Here is a 21,878-nt window from a genome sequence, read left to right on the forward strand (position 1 = left end):
AGGCCCTACGAGCGTCACTGCCCCAGCCACACAGCAGCGGCCGGGGAGGCAGTACTCATGCCACCCCGGCCGTCAGGTCTGTTGGTTCCGTCAGAGCTGACCGGACGCCGAGATCGTGATCTTCGCCGACGTCGTGCCGCTGCGCGAACCCAGCGCCTCGATCTTCTTCACCAGCTTCATGCTGTCCTCGTCCGCGACCTCGCCGAAGACGACGTGCTTGCCGTCCAGCCAGTCGGTGACGATCGTCGTGATGAAGAACTGGGAGCCGTTGGTGTTCGGGCCCGCGTTGGCCATGGAGAGCAGGCCCGGGCGGGTGTGCTTGAGCTGGAAGTTCTCGTCGGCGAACTTCTCGCCGTAGATGCTCTTGCCGCCCGTGCCGTTGCCGGCGGTGAAGTCGCCGCCCTGGAGCATGAAGTCCGGGATGACCCGGTGGAAGGAGGAACCGGCGTAGCCGAAGCCCTTCTCGCCCGTGGCCAGGGCACGGAAGTTCTCGGCCGTCTTCGGGACGACGTCGTCGAAGAGGTTGAAGTTGATGCGTCCCGCGGGCTCGCCGTTGATGGTGATGTCGAAGTAGACCTTGGTAGTCATACCCCCCATCCTGCACCCTCCGGTCCCGTGCCACAGTCGCAGGGGCTTGTCAGCGACGTCATGGCGTGCGGTCAGTGGTCCTTGGGGGGTGCTCTACGGGTGTTTCGTGAGTGCTCAACGGGCGCTCCACGGGTCCGCCCGTCTCGCCAGCCTGCCCGCCCTTCGGCGCAGCGCCGGCGGGAGGCGGTGGAGCAGGTTGCGGGTCGTGCGGCGCAGGTCGGGGGAGGTCGTGGTGCGCAGGAGCAGACGGTGGTGAAGGGCCGTGGCGCCCGGCGGGCCCACCGCCAGCCGTAGTTGCCCCTCATGGGGTGTCCTCGTCGGGATGATCAGACGAGGCGGGCTGCCCGCGGCCGCCGTGCGGATCCGTGCGAGGCTGCCGTCCGGGATGACGCGTGCTCGGCGGCCCACCCCCAGAAGCTGCGCACTCGCCCACACGAGGTGCGTACCCGGCAGCAGGGGCTCGCCGCCCGCCAGGGTCAGCGGGTCGATCCTGGTCGTGCCCGAGAGCAGTACGCGGTGGCGGCCCCCGCCCGCTGGTTCCGTCCGTGGCGCCAGGTCCGCGTCCGGAAACCACCACTCGTCGCGGGTCGTGTCATGGGTGAGCAGTTCGCCCTCGGCATGCGCCAGGGGGTCCGGGACCGTCCAGTTCTCGGCGCCCTTGATGCCGTTCAGGAGCTCGGGGTCGAGGCAGAGGCGGCCCTTGCGCTCGTGGAGCATGAGAGGCTCGCCGTCCGGGCGGAGCATGTCGATCGTCGTGGTGATGTGGAGCCCGCCGCCGCGCCAGTGGATGTCCTCCACCGTCAGCCGCGGCCTGATCGCCCGCACCCTCCGCGCCAGCTCGACCAGGGAGTCCAGGCGGCCCTCCTCAAGCAGCGTCGCCCTCAGGCGGGAGATCGCGGGCAGGCCCTCCCGTACGCCCGTCGGGAAGCAGTCGAGGGCCGTACGGCGAACCGTGGTGAAGTAGCGGTCCAGAGCCGCTCCGCTGCGTTGCAGGACTCTCGGTTCGCTCACCGGGCGCAGGAGTTCCACCCGGTAGGAGCGGCGCAGGAGGTCGTCCTGGAGCGGGCCCGGGTCGGTGCCCTCCTTCACCGCGTCGATCACCTGGCGCAGGTGGGCGTAGTACGTCTCCGGCGTCGTGGCCGTGGCGCTGGTGTTGCCGCCGTCCTCGCGGCGGTTCCAGACGTAGCAGGGCGTGGAGAGGATCGACACCGTTTTGGCGCGCACGTAGGCGCGGGCCATGAACAGTTGGTCCTCCAGGCGTACCCGGCCCTCGGGGAACTCGATGCCGTGGTCGAGGAGGAAGGCCCGGCGGAACATCTTGTGCGGGGTCAGGCTCTCGAAGAGCGGGGCGTCGGCGACGGTGCAGCGGTCGACTGTGCGCTTGAAGACCCTGCTGGGGCCCGCCATTGTGCCGACCACCCGGCCCAGGACGATGTCCGAGTCGTTGCGCACCGCGAGGGCGTACAGATTCTCCAGCGCCCCCGGCAGCAACTCGTCGTCCTGGTCCACGAACTGTACGTACTCCCCGCGGGCGTGCCGCACCCCGACGTTGCGGGGCTTGCCCGGCCAGCCGGAATTCTCCTGGTGCACCACGCGGACGTGTTGCGGGTGCTGTGCCGCCAGCCGGTCCAGGCGCGCTCCGGAGCCGTCGGTCGAGCCGTCGTCGACGTAGACGATCTCGTACGCGTCGCGGCCGATGGTCTGGCGGAGGAGGGAAGGGGCGCAGCGGTGCAGGTAGTCGCCGGCGTTGTGGACGGGGACTACGACCGTGACTTTGAGCATGACTGACCCCTGGGATTCACCTACGGTTCATTTGTGCGTAGATGACACGTTATGTCAGCTTCTGGGGTACTGCGCGCTGTCGCGGCCATGAACGCCTCCACCACCGCGTACAACCGCTCAGGCTGGTCCAGGTGTACGTCGTGCGCGGCCGACGGGATCGTGTGCAGTTCAGTGTGATCCCGGGTGGTCGCCATGGTCTGGAACTCCTCCTCCGGCATCCAGCCGTCCGCGCCCCTGATCACCAGCGCGGGTGCCGTCGTACTGCTCCACTCGGCCCAGTAGTCGCGCCTCGTCAGGTCCGTGATCATCCCCACCATCACGTCCCGGTCCGCCCTCGGCCACCAGCCGTCCGCCCGCTCCTCCAGACCCCTCGCCCACGCCTCGTGGCCGAGGAAGTCGCTCGCCTCCTGGAACGACTTGAACGGCTTCGGCCAGCTGTCCAGCCACGCACCTATCTGCGCGGGGAGTTCCGCGGGAGGCCGCCCCGGGCCCGCCTCGATCAGGACCAGCGCCGACACCAGGTCCGGACGGGCCACCGCCCGCAGCATCGCCGTATGGCCGCCCAGGGACTGGCCCACCAGCGTTACGGCGGACAGAGACAGATGCTCGATCAGCGCCGCCGCGTCCGCCACGCACACCTCTCGCGTCACGCTCCGCGGACGGCGCGTGCTCGCGCCGTGGCCTCTCGCGTCGTACGTCACCACCCGGTGGCCGCCGGCCAGCAGGCGGGCCGTCAGGTCGTCCCACTCGCCCTGGTGGCCCGCCAGGCCGTGGAGGAGGAGTACCGCGGGGCCGGGGGCACGGTGGTCGCGGTAGGCGATACGGGTGCCGTCGGGGGCGGTGAGGTGCTGGTTCTGTGTCACCGTGCTCTCTCAAGTGGGCGGTCCCCCATCCTGCCGGGGCGTTCGAGTGATCGTCGAGCGGGACGATTAGCCTCTTTCCCATCAGTCACGTAGGCAGGAGGCAGGCAGACATGGCAAAGATTCCCAGCGCGGCGATCGCCGCGGGCGGGCTCCTCGGCGGGTACGGCGTGGCCCGGTGGACGAAGAAGCGGCCGCTCGGTGGTGTTGTGCTCGCCGCAGCCGGGGCGGCCGCCGCCAAGCAGTGGCGGCAGCGGGCCGGCGGACCGGCCGCGGGCGCGCTGACGGCCGCGTACGTCGCCGGGTTCGCCGGGTCCCACCCCCTCGCCAAGAAGGTCGGCGCCTGGCCGGCCGTGGTCGGCGTGGCCGGAGTCGTCGCCCTCGCCTCGTGGGCCGTGGCCGACCGCAACGGCTGATTCAAGAGGATCGGCCACCCCACGGGAGCTAGTCGTGGGGTGGCCGCATGCTTCTTCCGGTCATCAGTACCTCGTGGTTCGCGAAGAGCGAGCCCAGGTCGAACCGCCGTCGGATCGACGCTGTCCCCACCGCGCCTGGGTGAGGATCCACTGGGCCCGATCCTCATCATGGGCACGCCCTCCGAGGCTGTGCGCCAAGCGCCACAGCACCTCACCGTCGCTGCTCTCGTCGACCATGGTGACGACGGGCCCTGATCGTGAGAGCGATCGAGTCACTGAGCTGACGCGTATGGTGCCGCTTCACCGGAGCAAGTGATCTGCCTTGCCTGCCTTGATGTTGAGGATCATGGTGCGCAGGGCCTCTCGACTGTCCGTGATGAATCGATCCTCCTGGCCGTGCACTGCTATGTAAGCGTTGCCGTCTTCGTCGACCCCTATTCGGAAGCATGCATTGCCTTCCCCGCAGAAGGGCTCTTCCCACTGGATCTCGCGCATGACGCCCCTAGAGTTCGCGTGCGATGGTGCGGATCAAGTCCCTTGAGTCGTCAGGGGACAAGGTGAGTTCTTCCGTTCGATCCAATTGGGCACGATACTTGGCCAACTCGGACTGGCCGTGCAGGAAGTCCGGGCCGTGAGAGTTGTCGATCTGCACTGTGTCCAAGCGTTCCGCGGGACCTTCCGCGTACAGCACAGTCTGGCCTGCACCAGGGAATGCTCCCCGGACGAAGGGCACTGCCAAGACCGTCACGCTGGGCCGTTCGGACTGGTTCAGCAAGTGCTGAAGTTGCTCACGGGCCACCCGACGCCCTCCGAACTGCATTCGGAGCGCAGCCTCATGAACAATGGCGATCAAGGGGGGAGGGGCATCACGGCGCAGAACCTCCTGGCGATGGCTACGATGCGCAGCCCTCATCGCCACCTCGTGTTCCGGTAGGGGTGGAAGGACGGCCCGAAACACCGCTAACGCGTGGTCCGTTGTCTGCAACAGTCCCGGAACATGCACCGTGGACGCCACGCGCATGCGAGTGGCCCGCGCCTCCAACTCTGCGATGTCTAGAAGGCCTTGAGGAAGAGATCCGCGGTACTGATCCCACCAGCCCTGGTTGCCGGCCGAGGCCATGTCGACCAACGCATCGACATACTTCTCATCGTGGCACTGGCAGTGGTGAGCCAAGGTGCGTAGACGCGCCTCGCTGATGTTCCGAACCCCGGACTCCATGTTGGAGATCTTTCCTCGGTCGACGCCGAGGAGGTTCGCTGCCTGCTCTGCTGACATCCCTGCGGCTACCCGCATGCTGCGCAACTCATGACCCAGGCGCTTCTGGCGCTGACTGAGGAGTGCCTTCGGGGACATGCCGTTCCTTCCGGTGTGCGTTGAGCGGCAGTCTGCCGTGTCTTCCATGCCCGAACCACGATCGAGCTATTTTGCCGAAGTAGATGGCAAATTTACCTCAGCATCTCTACGTTGAGTATCGAGCTGCTCACGTGCAGCGAGCGGAAGTGCATCGTGCAGGCTTGTCGGCCTCTCCTGCCCTGGGAGCGGCGAGCCTGTGCCAGGGAGACAGGCCACTGCTTGCTGGGGATGACGGGTGGCGTGGATCGACTGAGTCAAGGAGGCCGCACGTGAACCACGACAACTGCGTACCCCGCAAAGGGTGGGAGGTTCCCTTTCGGGCCACTCCGAGAGAGGTGCCAGCTCTGCGTCGGATCATGCGCCTGCATCTCACGTACTGGGGACTGCTCGATGTGCTGGAGAACGCTCAACTCTGCGTCACTGAGTTGGCCACCAACGTGGTCAAGCATGTGGGGTTAGGCGTTCCCGCCGTGCTTGCCGTCTGTATGAACGGCACGAAGCTCCATCTGGAAGTGCAGGACCCACATGCGGACGCGGTCCCGACACTGGACTCTGCAGGAACTCGCGACGAGGGAGGCCGTGGTCTCACGCTCGTTGATGCGATGTCGGAGAGATGGGGCGTGCGCCGTACATCTGTAGGGAAGGCGACGTGGTGCGAGCTGGCCACAGCGCTCACGTCCCCACATGGGCATGTGCAGGACCACCGCGTTTCTCGCGCTGACGGGTTGCTGTCCTCGTACGACGCCCATGCCGCCTGCTTCACGGGGGCGGGCACGAGCATGGCAACCCTCGATCAGGCGGCCAAGGGTGCCGCGAGCCTGATTGTCGATCTCCTGTACTGGACTCAGGCTCACGGACTTGATCCCGATTCGCTGCTCGAAGAAGCGCAGGGGTCCTTCGAAGAACTTCGCTCGGGCGCCACCGATGAACTTTGATGAGGACGGAGAGTTGGAACCTGCCAGCGCGTTCAACATCGGCTGGCGCGATCCGGATTCGCTTCGAGTGCTGTGTGAGGTTGCCGGGGAGATCGGACTCCTGGACGGGGTAGAGGTCGTGCCGCTCGCAGTTGATCCCACAAGGAGCGAGTTGGAGCCTCCTGAGGGTGTGATCGGGATCGGGGCTGCTCATCATGTGTTGGGATGCCTTGCCGAGATCGCGCGGCGCACCAGAGCTGGACTGGGCAAGTACACCTGGTTGCGGTCCGACCTGTGGTGGCCCTAAGCGGGTATGGGGCAATTCAGGCAGCGGAAAGGTTGTGGTGTGCTGCTTGGGGACGTGCCTATCTGAAACTCGGAGAAGCCCCCGCTGTCGTTGCGGTACACGAGGCCGATCCCGTGTTCGGCGAGCAAGTCGCGGAGATCCATATCGGGAAGGGCCGGGGCCAGAACCATCAGGTGCAGCGGCTGATCGTGAGGGATCTCGTTCAAGTAGCGGCGTGCACGTAGGAGTTGAGCTAGAGCCTGAGTGATTGACTCGCTCGCAGCGGTGCTTGTCGGCTCATACACGGTGTTGTTCGCTGGGTTGTACAGATCGAACATGAGCCGAGAAGTTGAACTCCGCATCGATACGTCTAGTTGACCAATCGTTTCCCCACTTGCGGTCTCGCGCTCTTCGAACGCATCCGCCAGATCATCGCGGGCTGCTGCTACCTGATCGACGTCAGTCTGCGGCCGCCGTTCGCGGATTCGACGTCGAGTCGCTCGGGTGTAGCGGCCTGCGGTTCGGCTGAACCCCAGCCGGGAATGGGGTGCTCGGTCGAGAGTGTCAGACGCCTCCCGTATGTAGCGGCCGATAGGGCGTAGCCGGAAGACGATGACGTCGCGGTCGTTGCCCAACTCATCTTTGGCCTCGCGTATCTCGAACGGCTTACGCTCGTCGAGTTTGAACATCCCGATGTACCTGTGCGTCCGTGTGTCGCTTCCAGGAACCTTCCCCACGGCGACGAATAGATGCAGGGTGCGTCCCATCCTGGCGTGGTCCAGGATGGATAAGTTGCCGCCTTCAAAGGCCTGGTTGCCCTGTTTACCTGTTCCGGTATAGGTGAATACGGGCCCGAGGTCGTCATCTTCGGCCATCCATCCATCGCGATATCCGAAGCGCTTTCCGACCTTGCTGTCGGAGAAAATGAGAACGTTGCGCTTCTCCACTGCGGGACAGATTCCAGCAAATCCGGCGCCACCAAGCAGGGGGTGGATCTGCTTACGCGTCAGGATGTCACCGGGCTGGAACCCGGAGGGGGCTGTCGTCATGTGCTGAGGCTAGTGCGTTCACTGTTCGTGGAGTGTGACAGGTGGTGCAGTCGTCCGGAAGGTCGTTGTGGCTGTGCCTGGCTCGGGCGAGGATGGTGCGATGGGTGAGGCAACGGGGACGATCGTCGCGGCTGGTATTGCGTTTGCATCCGCAGTCATTGGGGCCGTGATTGCTGGTAGGTATGCCAAGGGTGGAGCGGAAGCCGGCGGACGTAAGGCAGTTGAAGCCGCTCTAGCCCAGGTGCACGGTCAGGCGGCAGCGGAGCACTGGCAGTGGGTGCGTAGTCAGCGGCATCAGTCCTTTGCTGCTCTCTTTGCGGCCTATGCCGTACTCGATGAAGTGCTCACTCGCATCGCCCCCGAGGTGAGAAGCGGCGGTGGACTTGATGCTGCGGCAAGGCGGGAGTTGGGCGACGGCACGCTTGAAATGCAGGCAAAAACCAGCCAATTGGCACTCTGGGGGCCAAGCGAGGCAAACGAACTGGCCTACGCGCTGACGGAGGGGGCGATAGCGGCAGTGGCCTCCTTGCTGGCGGTAGCGAGCGCGAGCCCTGAGAACATGAGCGCAGTTTGGTTCCGCTTCGCCCAAGCCAAGGAAGAGATGGCGCAAGCTCATGCGGCCTTCCTCCAGAGGGCTGGAGAAATCGTGCGCGATCCACAACAGCCGGTCAGTTAGCGGATTCTCGTCGTTGGCTACCCCGCAGTGATCGCCGAGTACGACCACACATCCGCAGGCAGTTCGTGGCGCAACTGCCAGGTGATGGCCATGGGCTTGCTGCCCTTGTGCCGGACGTAGGTCGCCGGGCCGAGCAGCATCCACGGTTGGGCCTTGCCGATGTCGGTGTCCTTGTAGCGTCGCATGAACATCAGCACATGGCTTCCGCGTTGAGCGTGCTGCTGGTAGCGCAGCCCGGTGGGTGAGGTCTCTGCGGTTGTGCTCTGCGACTCCCAGTGGAAGAGGGAAGGACTCAGCGCGTAGTCCTTGTAACGGACGGTGGGTGAGAAGTCCTTCTCGTTCTTTTCGAGGGTGATCAGCAGCGAATCCGTCTGGTTGCGCTCATCCCACAACACGCCCTGTGCAAAGGACCCAGGCATCTGGCCACCGAGCCGGGCGACACCTAGCGCGGCGAGGATCTCCGAGCGGTTGTACGCGCTGTGGATTTTGAGAGGTATGTGTGCGTGCGGGCCATCGAGCTGGATGGGGAAGTGGTCGGCCTGGCCCATCACATGCTCAAGCACCTGCCGTAGTTCGCTGCGAAGGGCCCGCTGCACACGGAGCGAATCGAGCCCTTCCGCGTACGAACTGAAACCGCCAGCCTTGTCCCAGAGATTGAAGAACAGCATGCGGGCGAATGTCTTGTCCCGCGGATTCAAGGACTCGTAAGTGGGCGCGTCATCGCTCAACAAGCGAGCGTAGGCCTCGGCGCGTTCGAGGTCATCCACGTGCAAAAACGCATGCACTCGCTTCAGTAGGTCTTCCTCGCCGGCTTGTTCGGGTAGGTCAGTCATGCTGGCTCGACGGAGGACGGAAGTCCATGAGTTGCTCGACTTATACAACTCCCGGATCTCACGGCGACTCTCCTTGAGGTAGTCGGCGAGGAGGGGCGTATCAAACGCCTTGACTTCCTTAGCGAGGGTCTGAACGTTCGCCTTGATCTGGGTGCGGATGTTTTCCAGCACCAGGTCCTTGGACTTGCCTTCGAGGATGATCTGGCAGCCCGATGGCAGCAACGGAAAGTCGTGCTCAGCGTGCTCAAGGAGCCGGTTACGCGACAGGTTCGTCATCGCGCGGAACTGCTCCTCGAACCTGAACTCGGCACGATGCTGGCCGATGAAGTCGAGCACCGTGAGCACAGGCTTGTCTGGCGTGCGGCGGAGACCCCGACCGAGCTGCTGAAGGAAGACGGTGGCGCTGCTCGTCGGGCGCAGAAGGAGCAGCGTATCGACGTCAGGGATGTCCAAGCCCTCGTTGAAGAGGTCTACCGAGAAGATGACTTGGATCTCGCCCGCCTTGAGCTGGGCCAGCACCCGATCACGGACCTCGGGCTTTGACTCGCTATCCAAGGCCGCAGCCTTGAGGCCTGCGCTCTCGAAGCACTGCGCCATGAAGTGAGCGTGCTTCCTACTGACACAGAAGCCAAGTGCACGCATGCTCATCGGGTCGGAGACCTTGTCCCGCACCTGTTTGAGGACGATGCGTGCGCGGGCGTGGTCGGCGGAGAACAGCTCACCAAGTTGGCTCTGGTCGTACGTCCCCGAACGCCAGTTGAGGCGTCTGAGGTCCGTGCCGTCAGGCAGGCCGAAGTAGTGGAAGGGACAGAGGAGGTCGTTGTCGAGTGCCTCCCACAGTCGCATCTCGGCGGCGATCCGCCCGTCGAAGAACTCGTCCTGAACGTTGAGACCGTCCGCGCGTTCCGGAGTTGCGGTCAGCCCCAGGAGCTGCTTCGGCTTGAAGTGGTTGAGGACGCGGCGGTACGTCGTGGCGGTGGCGTGATGGAATTCGTCTACGACGATGATGTCGAAGTGCTCTGGGTCGAACTGGTCCAGCCGCTGGTCAGTGAGAGACTGGACGCTAGCGAAGACGTGCTTCCAGTCGCGCGGTAGTTCACCGCTGAAGAGAACTTCCCCGAACGACGCGTCATCGAGTACTTCGCGATACTTACGCAGGGACTGCTTGAGAATCTCTTTGCGGTGTGCCACGAAGAGGAGCCGCGGGTACTGCTTGCCGCCCAACTGCTTGTGTAGGTTTCGGTAATCGAGGGCGGCCATAACGGTCTTGCCCGTACCAGTCGCGGCGACAAGCAAGTTGTGGTGGTGACCTCGGACTTCGCGTTCGACATGCAGTCGCTCCAGCATGTCGGCCTGATGCGGGTACGGCCGAACTTCAAGACCGGAGAGGCTGATCTTGAAGTCTTGTCCAGCTGTCGAACCACCTGCGACGCCTAGAGCCTCGTCCAACTTGAGTGCGTCGCGATCCGGGTCGTAGAGCTCAAAGGCGATGTCGTTCCAGTAAGCGTCGAAGGTGGCCTCGAACTTCTTGAGCACCACTGGAGTGGCCACTGAAGATAGGCGTACGTTCCACTCCAGTCCGTCGAGTAGTGCGGCCCTTGAGAGGTTGGAGCTACCGACGTATGCCGTATCGAAGCCGCTCTTGCGGCGAAACAGCCAGGCCTTTGCGTGAAGGCGTGTCGAGCGGGTCTCGTAGTTGACCTTCACCTCAGCGCCGAAGTCGCGAACGAGTCGGTCGAGCGCATGGCGGTCGGTTGCGCCGATATAGGTGGTTGTAATGACGCGAATTGGGACGCCTCGTTCCTTGGCGGCGCGGAGAGAGTCCTCAAGCACCCGTAGCCCGTACCACTTGACGAAGGCGCAGAGTAGATCGATGCGGTCTGCGGTGGCGAGCTCAGCGCGCAGCTCACTGCCGAGGCTCGGGTCCTCGGGAGAGTTGGTGATGAGGGCGGTCTCCGAGAGGGGAGTAAGCGGGCGTATCGCGTAGACGCCAGGGGCTTCCTTCTCAGCCAGTGCCAAAAGCTGGCGAGGTCCATCGGCGATGAGCTCAACACCATCACTCGAGGCGAGTGACTCGATGATCTGGTTGGCTGCGGCGACGCGCTGGTCAGGGGGTAGCTGGCTGAGTCGATGGCTCACAGCCCGTCCGATGTGGCGGGCGATTACATGGGGTGATGATTCCTCGCTGACTTCGTCATCGATGGCCTTCCAGCCCGCTGCATTCAGCTGCTGCATCTGCTCTTGCATGCGTTGGGTGACGAGTTCCTCGTAAACACCCGCGACAGGCTGCGACAGATCCCCCGGCAGAGCCACGCCGTATCCCCAATCCCTCACATAGCAGTGGCTCTGTTGTAGCAGGCGGCTCTGACACTTCGCAGCGCGCGGCTGTCGGACTCCGCTGTTTTCATGGAGCCATGACCAGTAAGAGTGTCGTGGTTGAGCGGCGTATTGCAGCTGCTCAGGGTGCGGTGTGGGAAGCCCTAACCGACCTACAAGGCATGCAGCGCGTCCTGAGCGGTGTCTCGAAAGTCGAGGTTCTCTCGGACGGGAGTTTCGGGGTGGGCACCCGTTGGCGCGAAACCCGGCGGATGTTCGGGAAGGACGCCACCGAGGAGATGTGGGTGACCGTCTGTGAGGCGCCCGAGCGGTATGTCGTGGAGGCTGAGTCCCACGGTACGCACTACACCTCCGAGTGGGGCCTGCGTGCGGACGGGCCGGTGACGACTACCGTCCGCATGACGTTTACGGGGACTACCTCCGGGGGCGGGGTCATGGGCGTGCTGGCCAAGGTGCTGGGTGGGGTGGGTGCGCGGGCGGTCAGTAAGGCCATTGCCAAGGATCTTGAGGACGTGGCTGCCGCTGTTGAGGGGCGTGCCGGGTGAGCTCCGGTTCCCCCAGCTGCTCGGCTACTCGGTTACTCCGACCCGTGACACGACCCGTACTCCCGGCCCGAACCGCACCAACACACCGCGCCCCGCTGCGGCGGCCACTCCACCGCCCGCCCCCGCGCCGCCAGCGTCGTCGCGTACTGCGGCAGCAGCGACACCTCGCCCGGTGACATGGCCTCCGACGCCGCGAACGCCTCGTACGACGGGACCGTCCCCGTCACGATGCCGAGGTTCGGGGTGCCCGAGGAGGACAGCTCTCGAAGTGACGCCTCTATCGTCGACAGGTGGGTGGCGTGGGACGGGTACTCGTCCGCGAGGGTCGGGTACGCCTCCAGGAGTTCCGTCAGTTCCGGCTCCGGCCAGTGCAGGACCGCTACCGGGAACGGGCGGGACAGGGCCTCGCGGTAGGCGCCCAGTTCCGCTCGGAGGCGGCTGATCTCCGCCTCCAGTTCCGCCGGGTTGTTCGAGCCTAGGGACCAGACGCGCTTCGGGTCGTGGAGCTCGTCGAGGGAGACCGGGGAGGAGTGCAGCGTGTCCGCCAGCATGTCCCAGTCGTCGTGTGCCGCGCCCAGCATCCTGCGTACCCGGTGGCGGCCGTACAAGAGGGGGTGCGTCGAGTACGGGGGCTCCGGTACGTCCGTCAGGAGCAGGCGTACTCCCTCCGTGAACGTCTCCTGCGCCGCCTCCAGCTCGTCGTGTGCTTCCAGGGCCTCCGCCACGATCACCCAGGGCGCCGGGTCCCGGGGTGCCGCCGCGCGGACGCCGTCGATGATGGCTCGGGCCTCCGCCTCGTGGCCGTACTCCCAGAGGTTCGCGGCCTTCAGGGACCTCACCAGGTGGGGGTGGTCCAGCGAGGCGGGGGACGACAGCAGGCGGTCGTAGAGCGTGGACGCGGCGGGGCGGGCGCCGGCCAGTTCCAGGTGGGCCGCGGCCCGCAGGAGCAGGGCTTCGGCGTCCTCGGGGTACAGGCCGGCGGTCCGCTCCAGGCGTGCCGCTTCGGCGTTGTGGTCGACGTTCTCGGCAGGCGTGTCGGGGCGCATGAGGGACACCGTACTGCGGGGGCCCGGCGAGCGTGAGATATGCGCAGACCAGGCGCCCCGGGGGGAGATCAGGTCGTCACCCCGTCCACCTGAAGGGTCTGTACCGACCCCGCCGCGAACGTCGCGCTCACCGATTTTCCGGTTACGTATGTATTCGTGTACGCGCGGTACATGTCTCCTCCGCCCGTCACCGTGTTCCAGCGCGGGACCAGGCCGCCCGAGCCGCCCGTCACCGTCGTGAAGCGGGAGAGGTCGAAGGTGAAGGTCTGGGGGGATGTGGAGGTGTTCACCGCTACCAGGACCAGGCGGCGCGCGCTCGCGTCGTACGCCGCCGCCGCGAAGCTCACCCCGGTGTCCAGGATCGTCATGCCGGGGCGGATGTGGCGGCTGAACTGGGCCATCACGTAGTACTTCGGCTGCACGGTCGTCGGCTGGAGGGTGTTCGCGTCGTACGCGATCATTGCCCAGCCCGTTGACGGGTCCATCACTTGCCAGTAGCACCAGGCCGTCGGGTGCAGCCAGCGGAAGTCGTAGCAGAGGTTGCGGGCCATGCTCAGGCCTGTGCCGTCGCTGTCGCCCGTTTCCGAGTTCCACAGCTTCTTGCCCGATGTCGTCACTACGTCCGTGTAGAGCAAGTCCCTACGGCCGCCTGTGCCCTGGTAGCCGTGCACGTTGACCTGTGACACCAGGGCCTTTGTCGCCGAGCCGAACGACGACCATGTGCTGCGCGCCGTGTCGTAGTTCGTCTCGTCCGAGGCCGAGATGCGGACGCCGGTCAAACCCCGCTTGTCCAACTCGCTTCTCATGTAGGGGAGTACGGCCGCCTGCACTGCCGGGTCCAGGTGGCAGCCCTCCTGGGTGCCGGACGCCGTCCACCAACTCGACGCCGGCTCGTTGAAGGGGTCCACCGTCGCGAAGTTCACGCCCCAGTTCGTCCTCGCGTACAGGGCGACCGCCGCCAGGTGGGAGGCGTGCTGGCGGTAGTTCCAGGTCTGGAGGTTGTTGCCGCCGTCCGCCGCGCCGGAGGGGTTGTGGTTGTAACACATCCACCACATCGGGGAGTTGGCGAACAGTTCGGTCACAGCGCCGCGCTGCGTCGCCTTCACCAGCATCGCGCGCTGTGTCGCGTCCGCCGTCCAGTCCCAGGCCGAGGACGTCGGGTCCTCGTTGTTCCAGTCCTGCCAGAAGCCCTCGATCTGCTTGAACGCCGGGATGTTCGGAGACTTCACCATCGTCTCGCCGTTCACGGCGTTCCAGCTGCACGCGCCCAGGTTGTAGCGGGCGATGTTCAGGCCCAGGCCCGGCAGTGAAGTGCCGTTGTACGTCACCGACTTGGTGGTGAAGAAGAGGTCCGCGAAGTCGTCCCGGGTGCCGAAGACATTGCCCCACCAGGCCAGGGACGTGCCCCAGCCCTCCCAAGTGCCGTACCTGGTCCCTGGGTTGATCACGATCGTCGCGTCCGCGTGCGCTGTGCCCGTCGCCAGGGTGCTGCCCAGGACCGCGCCGCCCGTCGCCGCCAGCAGGGTTCTGCGTCGGATCATGACTTCTCCGCCTCACTGGAAATGTTCAGTACATGCCATGCCGCCTCTCGTGACGAAGCATCGGGCGTCCTTCGCGTGCTTGTCGAGGGTTGTGACGGCCCTTTTTCAAACCACCGTACGAAGTCTCGAACGGGGCGGGAAACTCTGGTGACTTCGCCTTTCTCCGCCTATCGTTCGGCCCGCCGAGAAGAAGGCGGGGGAAGGAGGCGTACGTATGCGCGGACCCCTCGTCGTCCGGCACGGCACCCGTCGCCGCCGCGCCCTGCGGCGCCGTGCGCTGTGGACCGGCGGCGAACTCCTCGTCACCGTCGGCCTTGTGCTTCTGCTGCTCGTCGCCCATCAGCTCTGGTGGACCAATCGGGAGGCGAAGGCGGAGGCGCGGAGGGGGGTGGCGACGCTGGAGCGGGAGTGGGGCGACGGCCGGTACAGCCCGACCCCGAGCGCCGCACCCCAGGCATCCCCGAGCGCCGAGCAACAGGCCTCCCCGGGAGCGCCCCGATCCCCCAGCCCTCAACCACCCCCCACCCCCGACTGGTCCCAGGCCTACGCCATCCTCACCATCCCGGCCCTCGACCTCCGCGTCCCCGTGGCCGAGGGCATCAGCAAGTCCGGTGTCCTCAACAGGGGTTACGTCGGCCATTACCCCCGCACCCAACAGCCCGGCCACCCCGGCAACTTCGCCCTCGCCGGGCACCGCAACACCCACGGCGAGCCCTTCCGACGGCTCGACCGGCTCGGTGACGGTGACGAGATCGTCGTAGAGACGGAGGAAGCCGTGTACACGTACGCCGTCGATCAGACGCTCGCGCAGACCTCCGCGCATGACAACGGGGTCATCCGGGCCGTGCCCCGCAGCTTCGTCCATCCCGGCCGCGGCTACCGCGAACCCGGGTACTACATCACCCTGACCACCTGCACGCCCGAGTACACCTCCCGGTACCGCCTGGTGGTGTGGGGGACACTTCTCTCGATGCGAGCGCGTTGAGGTATAACAAAGAGCAACAGGGAGGGGGGAGTTCGATGATCAAGCGCTGGTCCGCGTTCCGGCCCGCTCTCGTTCTCCTCGCCCTCGTCCTGGACGTCCTGCTCCTCGACTCCGGCAGCCTCTTCGCCACCGTCGCCCTCGCCGCCACTGCCGCGGCCGGTGCCGCGCTCGCCGTCTGCGCGGTCATCGCCGCGCGCTGTGCGCCCGCCGTGCCGCCCACCCGGGTGCGTACGGCCATCCGCGACCGGGACCTGCGTACGGCCTTCCTGCCGCAACGCGACCCCGACGCCAAGGGACGCACCCGCCCCCGAGCCCCCGGATTCGCCCTCCCGGCGACCGCAGCGTAGGGGCCCCACCTTCGCAGTGACCCCGCGCGGGTCGTCATGCCGCCATTCCGTATCCCGGCACGACGAGACCCCCGGAGGGCTCACCCATGTCCGTTTTCGCCCGCCTTGTCGAGCAGCTCGCCGAGCTGCTCCAGCCCCTCTTCCACGGTTCCGCGGCCGCCGCCGCGATCGTCCTGTTCACGATGCTCGTACGGCTGCTAGTGCTTCCGCTGTCCCGGGCCGCCGCCCGGGGCCAGAAGGCCCGCACCGCGCTTCAGCCGAGGATCGCCGAGCTGCGCCGCAAGCATGCGCGCAACCCCGACAAGCTGCGGCAGGCCCTGCTGGAGCTGCACACCGAGCACCGGGTGTCGCCGCTGGCCGGGATTCTGCCGAGCCTGTGCCAGTTGCCGGCGTTCTTCCTGCTCTTCCATCTGTTCTCCAGCTCGGAGACCGGCGGGCGGGCGAATGAGCTGCTCGGGCACGAGCTGTTCGGCGCGCCCCTCGGCGACCGCTGGGCCGATGCGCTGAGCGGGGGAGGAACGGCGGGGCTCGTGTACGTCGGGCTGTTCGCGCTCGTCGTCGGCGTCGCCTTCTTCAACTACCGCCGCACGAAGGCAACGCTGGCCGAGAGCGTGCCCCTGGACACCCCGGGGGCGGGGGCGATCGCCAAGGCCATGCCGTACGTCTCCTTCTTCACGCTGATCACCGTGGCCGTCGTACCGCTCGCCGCCGCGCTGTACATCGTCACCAGCTCGACCTGGAGCGCCGTGGAGCGGGCGGTGCTGTATCGCTGACACCGCCGTCCTACGGTCCAGTACGTGAACCGGGTATTGCGGAGTGGACTCGGAGCTTGGAGGATCGACCAGTCCTCCGATGGCTGCACACGTCGGCGGGCGCCCCGCGATCGAGGGAGATTGTGACCATGAAGCTGCTGCGAGTCGGTACGGCGGGAGCGGAGACGCCCGCGCTGCTCGACGCCGAAGGCGTTCTGCGGGACCTGTCGGGCGTCGTGCCGGACATCGACGGAGCGCTGCTCGCCGACGACGAGGCGCTCGCCCGGATCCGTGCCGTGGCCGGTGACTCGGCGGGAGCCGGTGAGCTGCCGGTGCTGGACGCGGCCGGGCTGCGGATCGGTCCGCCGCTCGGGCGGATCGGGAAGATCGTGTGCATCGGCCTGAACTACCACGACCACGCCCGCGAGACGGGGGCCGAGCCGCCCGCCGAGCCGGTCGTCTTCTTCAAGGCCCCGGACACGGTCGTGGGGCCGAACGACACGGTGCTCGTGCCGCGCGGCTCGGTGAAGACCGACTGGGAGGTCGAACTGGCCGTCGTCATCGGGCGTACGGCGCGGTACGTCGAGTCCGCGGAGGCGGCGCTCGGGCATGTCGCCGGGTATGCGGTGGCGCATGACGTCTCCGAGCGGGAGTTCCAGATCGAGCGGGGCGGCACCTGGGACAAGGGGAAGAACTGCGAGACGTTCAATCCGCTCGGGCCTTGGCTGGTCACCGCCGATGAGGTTCCGGATCCGCAGAACCTGTCGCTGAAGCTGTGGGTCAACGGGGAGCTGAAGCAGGACGGCACCACCGCCGAGCAGATTTTCCCGGTGGGGGAAGTCGTGCGGTACGTCAGCCAGTTCATGACCCTCTACCCCGGGGACGTCATCAACACGGGGACGCCGGCGGGGGTGGCCCTCGGGCAGCCCGAGCCGAAGCCGTTTCTGCGGGCCGGGGACGTGGTCGAGCTGGAGATCGAGGGGCTGGGGCGGCAGCGGCAGGAGCTCAAGGACGCCTAGCCCCTCGACACACCTCTCTCTTACTCGGCCTTGCCCAGGAACTCCTCCAGCGCCTCCACCACGAACCGGTGGTCCGCCAGCTGAGGCAGTCCGCTCACCGTCACCGCGCCGATGACGCCGACCCCCTCCACCGTGAGGGGGAAGGAGCCGCCGTGCGCCGCGTACACGTCCGGGTCCAGGCGGGAGGAGTCCTCGAAGGTCGTGCCCTTGGCCCGGGAACGGGCGCCGACCAGGTAGGACGCGGAGTGATAGCGCTCCACCACCCGGCGCTTCCGGTCGATCCACGCGTCGTTGTCCGGGGTGGCGCCCGGGAGCGCGGCATGGAAGAGCTGCTGTCCGCCGCGGTGGATGTCGATGGCCACCGGCGCCTGCCGCTCGCGGGCCAGCTCCACCAGGAGCGAGCCGAGCCGCCAGGCGTCGTCGGGGGTGAACTCCTTGAAGACCAGGCGGCGTTCCTGGGCCTCCAGCTCCTCGATGGTCGGGGTGATCTCCGGGGTGATTCCGTTCTTGTGAGTCACAGCGCCACCGCCACTCCGTCGCGGGCCGAACGGCGGGCCGCCTCCAGTACGTCGAGGGCGGCGGCCGCCTCCAGGGCGGTCACCGGGTTGGCGCCGCCGTCGGTAATGGCCCTGGCCACGGCCGCATAGTACGCGGGGTAGTCGCCCGGAAGGGTCGGTTCGGGGCGCCCGCCGCCGGTCAGCGGGGACTCGCCGGAACCCACCCGGCCCCACAGCGACTCGGGCTCGGTGCCCCAGTCCGCGCCGGGCAGTTCACCCTCGCGCAGGGCCGCCTCCTGGGGGTCGAGACCGTACTTGACGTACCCCGCCTTGGAGCCGAGGACCCGGAAGCGCGGGCCGAGTTGGGCGGTGGTGGCGGAGACGTAGAGGTGGGAGCGGACGCCGTTCGTGTGCGTGATCGCGATGAAGGTGTCGTCGTCCGTCGCGGCGCCGGGGCGGCGGATGTCGGACTCGGCGTAGACGGAGGCGGCGGGGCCGAAGAGGACCAGTGCCTGGTCGACGACATGGCTGCCGAGGTCGTAGAGGAGACCTCCGATCTCTGCCGGGTCGCCGGACTCGCGCCAGCCGCCCTTGAGTTGGGGCCGCCAGCGCTCGAAGCGGGACTCGAAGCGGTAGACGTCGCCCAGTTCGCCCTCGGTGATCAGCTTGCGGAGGGTGAGGAAGTCGTTGTCCCAGCGGCGGTTCTGGAAGACCGACAGGAGCAGTCCGCGGTCCTCGGCGAGCGCCGCCAGCTCACGGGCCTCGGCGGCCGTACCGGCGACCGGCTTGTCGACGACCACCGGGAGGCCGGCCTTGAGGGCGGCGGTGGCGAGCGGGACGTGCGTCTTGTTCGGGGACGCGATGACGATCAGGTCGAGTTCGTCGGCGCGCGCGAACAGCTCGTCCGGCGTCGCGGCGATCCGGACGTCCGGGTGCCCGGCTCGGGCCTGCTCCTGCCGCTCCGGGTTGGCGGTGACGACCGTGTCGAGGGTGAGGCCCTCGGTGGCCGCGATCAGCGGGGCGTGGAAGACGGAGCCGGCGAGGCCGTAGCCGATCAGGCCGGTGCGGAGGGGTGTGCCAGTCATGGCCCCTACTTTCGCAACGCTGTTGCCAAAGTGCAAGCGGTGGGGAGAATGGGGGTGTGAGCAGCAGCGTGAAGGGGATCAGTGGTGTGGGCGCGGGCGGTGTCGGCTCGGCCGGTGTGGGTGGCGGGGTGAATCTGCCGGGGCTGCGCAGTCACAACGCCGCGCTCGTGCTGGATCTGCTGCGAACCGCCGGGGCCGACGGGATCAGCCGTCTTGAGCTGGCCGAGCGGATCGGGCTGACCCCGCAGGCCGTCAGCAAGATCACCGCACGGCTGCGGGCCGAGGGTCTTGCGGCGGAGGCGGGGCGGCGGGCGTCGACGGGCGGCAAGCCGCGGACCGTCCTGCGCCTGGTGCCGGAGGCCGGACACGCGGTCGGCGTGCATCTGGACCGGGACGCGCTGCGGGCGGTGCTGGTGGATCTGACGGGGGCGGTGGTCGCGGAGCGGGCGGCTCCGCTGGGTCTCGGGGCCGGGCGGGCGGCGGTCGTCGAGGGCGTGACGAGCGAGGTCACGGCGCTGCTCGGGGAGCGGCCGGGGGGCGCGCTGCTGGGGGTGGGCGTGGGGCTGCCGGGGCCGCTGGACCATGCCCGGGGAGTGCTGCACCGGGTCACGGGGTTCCCCGAGTTCGACGGGTTTCCGCTGCGGGAGGCGCTGGAGCGGGGGCTGGGGGCGCCGGTGGTGGTGGACAAGGACACCAACGCGGCGGCGCTCGGGCTCGCGGTGGGTGGGGCGGGGACGGTCGGCGGGGTGGGGGAGTCCTTTGCCTATCTGCACTTCGGGGCGGGGCTCGGTGGCGGTCTGGTGCTCGGGGGTTTGGTGCATCGGGGGGCGCGGACCGGGGCGGGGGAGTTCGGGCATCAGGTGATCCAACTGGACGGGCCGGTGTGCGAGTGCGGCAACCGGGGGTGCGTGGAGGCGCTGTGCCTGGCGGCGGTGGCGCGCGGGGACTTCGAGGAGGCGGCCCGGGTGCTCGGCACGGGCGCCGCGAACCTGGTCGCGCTGCTGGACATCGACGTGGTGCTGCTGGGCGGTCGTACGGTCGCGGCCCGCCCGGAGTGTTTCGTACGGGGCGCCGCGGCCGTCCTCGAGGAACGCGGCCGGAGGGTCGGCGAGGAGGCCGTGCCGGTGCGGGTGGCTCCCGGTGGGGGGCGGGAGGTCGCGGAGGGGGCGGCGCAGTTGACGTTGGGGTCGGTGTTCGGGCGGGCGGTGCTCTGATCGAGCGGACTTCCGGTGCTGTGCGGGGTGGCGTCCGCTGCTCGGGGAGGCGGTCCGGCATGGTCATGTGTTCATGCGACTGCGTTCGTTAGTGCCTTTGCCCCGACTTCTGTCCGTGCCTCGCTCCCTCTCCGCCTCCCTCGCCGGAGCCGTCGCCCTGATCTCCGGGCCGGGGGTCGCACACGCCGCCGAGCCCGCCGGCACGTGTACCGCCTCCGACGGGCGCTCCTTTCCGCTGAGCACCCGGATCCGCGGGGGGCCCGAGTCCTATGAGTCCGGTGGGGGATACGGCACCTGGTACCTGGAGCTCAGCAACGAGACCGGCCGTACCTGCCGCAACGTCCACCCCGTCGTCGTGCTCGTCGACGAGCGGCGCGCGCTCACCCCCGCCCAGCCCCGGATGGAGTTCTACGCCGGTGACGAGACCCACCCCGTCCGCTTCGAGACCACCGACGAGGACGAACTCGTCGGCGCCTTCGACGGGTTCCCCGGGTTCACCGTCGGCCCTCGCGCGACCGTCACCGTGAAGGTACGGCTCTCCCTCACCTCCGACGCCCTGCCCAACCGCGTCACCGCCAACGCCGCGGTCGTCCAGCGCCACGACGACGACGGCGACTGGATCGGACAGTCCAACGACTACCGGTTCGGCATCGACACCGAGCCGGACACCCCGCTCGACCCCGACCCTCAGAGTTCCACCGGAGCCACCCCGCCCCCGCTCGCCTTCGCGGACGAACTGGCCGCCACCGGAACCCCCGCCGTCGCCGTCGCCGCCACCCTCGCCATGCTGCTCACGGCAGGCGGCGCGCTGCTGCTCCTGCGGAGGCGGCGCTGAGCCGACCGGGTCCGACTGCGACGGTCCCCGCGCCGAGGCGGTCGCGTTCGTCTGCGACGATCCCTTCCGTGGACTACCCGAACGACCAGGCCCCCGGCGCCCCCGTCCGCTCCGGCATTCCCGAGCACGGGCGCATCCCCAAGTACTACGCGGTCAAGGCGCGCATCGACCGTCTCCTGGCGGAGCTTCCCGAGGGGAGCGCCATCCCCACCGAGCGGGATCTGTCCGAGGAGTACGACGTCGCCCGCGAGACCGTCCGGCAGGCGCTGCGCGAGCTGGTGCTGGAGGGCAAGCTGCGGCGGCAGGGCCGCGGCACCGTCGTCGCCGGGCCCAAGCTGGAGCAGCCGCTGTCGCTGGCCAGCTACACCGAGGGCGTACGGCGTCAGGGGCGCACCCCGGGCCGTACCCTCGTCACCCTCGACCGCTTCCCCTGCCCCGACGCCCTCGCCGCCGAGACCGGGCTCACCCGGGGTGAGGCCGTCTGGCACCTGGAGCGGGTACTGCTCGCCGACGACGAGCGGGTCGGCCTGGAGAGCACCTACGTCGCCGTCGCCCGAGTGCCCCGGCTGGACACGGACTTCGACCCGGACTCCTCCTTCTACGCCTACCTCCACTCCCAGGGCATCGCCTTCGGCGACGCCGACGAGCGCATCGAGACCGTGCTCGCCACTCCCCGCGAGGCCCTTCTCATCGGCACCCCGCCCGCCCTGCCGATGCTGCTCATCCACCGTGTCTCGCGGGACACGGACAAGCAGCCCCTGGAACGCGTCCGCACCCTCTACCGCGGCGACCGCTTCTCCTTCTCGGCGCATCTGAGCGGCTGAAAATCGCTCTGCCGACCCCTCTCCTTTCATCACGAAAAGATAACGGGTCTAGCCCAAACGTGATAGCCCGTTCACGCTCCTGTTGGTAGCCGG

22 protein-coding genes are annotated in these 21,878 nt (G+C 67.6%); 11 read left to right on the forward strand and 11 right to left on the reverse strand.

What is annotated here, in order from left to right:
• Positions 1–90: 90 nt before the first annotated feature.
• The 3 genes from BN159_RS26705 to BN159_RS26715 form a co-directional block, all read right to left on the reverse strand.
• A complete protein-coding gene (locus tag BN159_RS26705; RefSeq protein ID WP_041819899.1) occupies positions 91–588 on the reverse strand; it encodes a peptidylprolyl isomerase in 498 nt (165 codons plus the stop codon).
• Positions 589–702: 114 nt separating this feature from the next.
• A complete protein-coding gene (locus BN159_RS26710; protein WP_015660119.1) occupies positions 703–2,370 on the reverse strand; it encodes a glycosyltransferase family A protein in 1,668 nt (555 codons plus the stop codon).
• Between the two features lie 20 nt (positions 2,371–2,390).
• Complete coding sequence (locus BN159_RS26715) at positions 2,391–3,233, reverse strand: alpha/beta fold hydrolase (RefSeq protein ID WP_015660120.1); 843 nt, start codon at positions 3,231–3,233, stop codon at positions 2,391–2,393.
• A 110-nt stretch (positions 3,234–3,343) separates the two neighbouring features.
• Between BN159_RS26715 and BN159_RS26720 the strand changes: the two genes are divergently transcribed.
• Positions 3,344–3,646 (forward strand): hypothetical protein, encoded by a 303-nt coding sequence (locus BN159_RS26720; RefSeq protein WP_015660121.1) that lies wholly within the window; start codon positions 3,344–3,346, stop codon positions 3,644–3,646.
• 300 nt (positions 3,647–3,946) lie between these two features.
• Here BN159_RS26720 and BN159_RS26725 read toward each other — a convergent pair whose 3' ends face one another.
• Together BN159_RS26725 and BN159_RS26730 are read right to left on the reverse strand one after the other, a co-directional pair.
• Positions 3,947–4,141 (reverse strand): hypothetical protein, encoded by a 195-nt coding sequence (locus tag BN159_RS26725; RefSeq protein ID WP_015660122.1) that lies wholly within the window; start codon positions 4,139–4,141, stop codon positions 3,947–3,949.
• Positions 4,142–4,148: 7 nt separating this feature from the next.
• Entirely contained in the window at positions 4,149–5,000 is an 852-nt protein-coding gene (locus BN159_RS26730; RefSeq protein ID WP_015660123.1) for a helix-turn-helix domain-containing protein, read from the reverse strand.
• A 269-nt stretch (positions 5,001–5,269) separates the two neighbouring features.
• On the opposite strand from BN159_RS26730, the gene BN159_RS26735 reads away from it, so the two are divergent.
• Positions 5,270–5,935: an ATP-binding protein gene (locus BN159_RS26735; RefSeq protein WP_041819900.1), complete on the forward strand. Its 666-nt coding sequence runs from the start codon at positions 5,270–5,272 to the stop codon at positions 5,933–5,935.
• 282 nt (positions 5,936–6,217) lie between these two features.
• Here BN159_RS26735 and BN159_RS44250 read toward each other — a convergent pair whose 3' ends face one another.
• A complete protein-coding gene (locus BN159_RS44250; protein ID WP_015660125.1) occupies positions 6,218–7,249 on the reverse strand; it encodes a hypothetical protein in 1,032 nt (343 codons plus the stop codon).
• 100 nt (positions 7,250–7,349) lie between these two features.
• On the opposite strand from BN159_RS44250, the gene BN159_RS45845 reads away from it, so the two are divergent.
• Positions 7,350–7,925 carry a hypothetical protein gene (locus BN159_RS45845; protein ID WP_157901120.1) on the forward strand — a complete coding sequence of 192 codons (576 nt, stop codon included), beginning with the start codon at positions 7,350–7,352 and terminating at the stop codon, positions 7,923–7,925.
• Between the two features lie 17 nt (positions 7,926–7,942).
• On the opposite strand, the gene BN159_RS26740 is transcribed toward BN159_RS45845, so the two are convergent.
• A complete protein-coding gene (locus tag BN159_RS26740; RefSeq protein ID WP_041821920.1) occupies positions 7,943–11,065 on the reverse strand; it encodes a DUF3427 domain-containing protein in 3,123 nt (1,040 codons plus the stop codon).
• Positions 11,066–11,172: 107 nt separating this feature from the next.
• Between BN159_RS26740 and BN159_RS26745 the strand changes: the two genes are divergently transcribed.
• Positions 11,173–11,640 carry an SRPBCC family protein gene (locus tag BN159_RS26745; protein WP_041819902.1) on the forward strand — a complete coding sequence of 156 codons (468 nt, stop codon included), beginning with the start codon at positions 11,173–11,175 and terminating at the stop codon, positions 11,638–11,640.
• Between the two features lie 32 nt (positions 11,641–11,672).
• Here BN159_RS26745 and BN159_RS26750 read toward each other — a convergent pair whose 3' ends face one another.
• Both BN159_RS26750 and BN159_RS26755 read right to left on the reverse strand, forming a co-directional pair.
• The gene (locus tag BN159_RS26750; protein WP_015660128.1) at positions 11,673–12,686 is read right to left on the reverse strand and encodes an SEC-C domain-containing protein; all 1,014 of its coding nucleotides are present in this window, start codon (positions 12,684–12,686) and stop codon (positions 11,673–11,675) included.
• A 68-nt stretch (positions 12,687–12,754) separates the two neighbouring features.
• A complete protein-coding gene (locus BN159_RS26755) occupies positions 12,755–14,227 on the reverse strand; it encodes a glycoside hydrolase (RefSeq protein WP_015660129.1) in 1,473 nt (490 codons plus the stop codon).
• 214 nt (positions 14,228–14,441) lie between these two features.
• On the opposite strand from BN159_RS26755, the gene BN159_RS26760 reads away from it, so the two are divergent.
• The 4 genes from BN159_RS26760 (at position 14,442) to BN159_RS26775 (ending at position 17,330) form a co-directional block, all read left to right on the forward strand.
• A complete protein-coding gene (locus tag BN159_RS26760) occupies positions 14,442–15,212 on the forward strand; it encodes a class E sortase (protein ID WP_015660130.1) in 771 nt (256 codons plus the stop codon).
• 35 nt (positions 15,213–15,247) lie between these two features.
• Positions 15,248–15,559, forward strand: coding sequence for a DUF6412 domain-containing protein (locus BN159_RS26765; RefSeq protein ID WP_015660131.1), 312 nt, complete (start codon positions 15,248–15,250; stop codon positions 15,557–15,559).
• 86 nt (positions 15,560–15,645) lie between these two features.
• Positions 15,646–16,332, forward strand: coding sequence for a YidC/Oxa1 family membrane protein insertase (locus BN159_RS26770; RefSeq protein ID WP_015660132.1), 687 nt, complete (start codon positions 15,646–15,648; stop codon positions 16,330–16,332).
• A gap of 128 nt (positions 16,333–16,460) precedes the next feature.
• Positions 16,461–17,330: a fumarylacetoacetate hydrolase family protein gene (locus BN159_RS26775; RefSeq protein WP_015660133.1), complete on the forward strand. Its 870-nt coding sequence runs from the start codon at positions 16,461–16,463 to the stop codon at positions 17,328–17,330.
• Positions 17,331–17,350: 20 nt separating this feature from the next.
• Here the strand turns inward: BN159_RS26775 and BN159_RS26780 are convergent, their stop codons facing one another.
• Together BN159_RS26780 and BN159_RS26785 are read right to left on the reverse strand one after the other, a co-directional pair.
• Complete coding sequence (locus tag BN159_RS26780) at positions 17,351–17,848, reverse strand: heme-degrading domain-containing protein (protein WP_015660134.1); 498 nt, start codon at positions 17,846–17,848, stop codon at positions 17,351–17,353.
• The gene (locus BN159_RS26785; protein ID WP_015660135.1) at positions 17,845–18,912 is read right to left on the reverse strand and encodes a Gfo/Idh/MocA family oxidoreductase; all 1,068 of its coding nucleotides are present in this window, start codon (positions 18,910–18,912) and stop codon (positions 17,845–17,847) included. Before BN159_RS26785 ends, BN159_RS26780 begins: the two co-directional genes overlap by 4 nt.
• Positions 18,913–18,989: 77 nt before the next feature.
• Between BN159_RS26785 and BN159_RS26790 the strand changes: the two genes are divergently transcribed.
• The 3 genes from BN159_RS26790 to BN159_RS26800 all read left to right on the forward strand — a co-directional run bounded on the left by BN159_RS26790 (position 18,990) and on the right by BN159_RS26800 (position 21,785).
• Entirely contained in the window at positions 18,990–20,126 is a 1,137-nt protein-coding gene (locus BN159_RS26790; RefSeq protein ID WP_051113673.1) for an ROK family transcriptional regulator, read from the forward strand.
• Between the two features lie 73 nt (positions 20,127–20,199).
• Complete coding sequence (locus tag BN159_RS26795; protein WP_015660137.1) at positions 20,200–20,961, forward strand: LPXTG cell wall anchor domain-containing protein; 762 nt, start codon at positions 20,200–20,202, stop codon at positions 20,959–20,961.
• Between the two features lie 68 nt (positions 20,962–21,029).
• Positions 21,030–21,785, forward strand: a complete 756-nt coding sequence (locus BN159_RS26800; RefSeq protein ID WP_015660138.1) for a GntR family transcriptional regulator — start codon at positions 21,030–21,032, stop codon at positions 21,783–21,785.
• The last annotated feature ends 93 nt before the right edge of the window (positions 21,786–21,878 follow it).

The sequence above is a fragment of the Streptomyces davaonensis JCM 4913 genome (assembly GCF_000349325.1).
GTDB classification, from domain to species: domain Bacteria; phylum Actinomycetota; class Actinomycetes; order Streptomycetales; family Streptomycetaceae; genus Streptomyces; species Streptomyces davaonensis.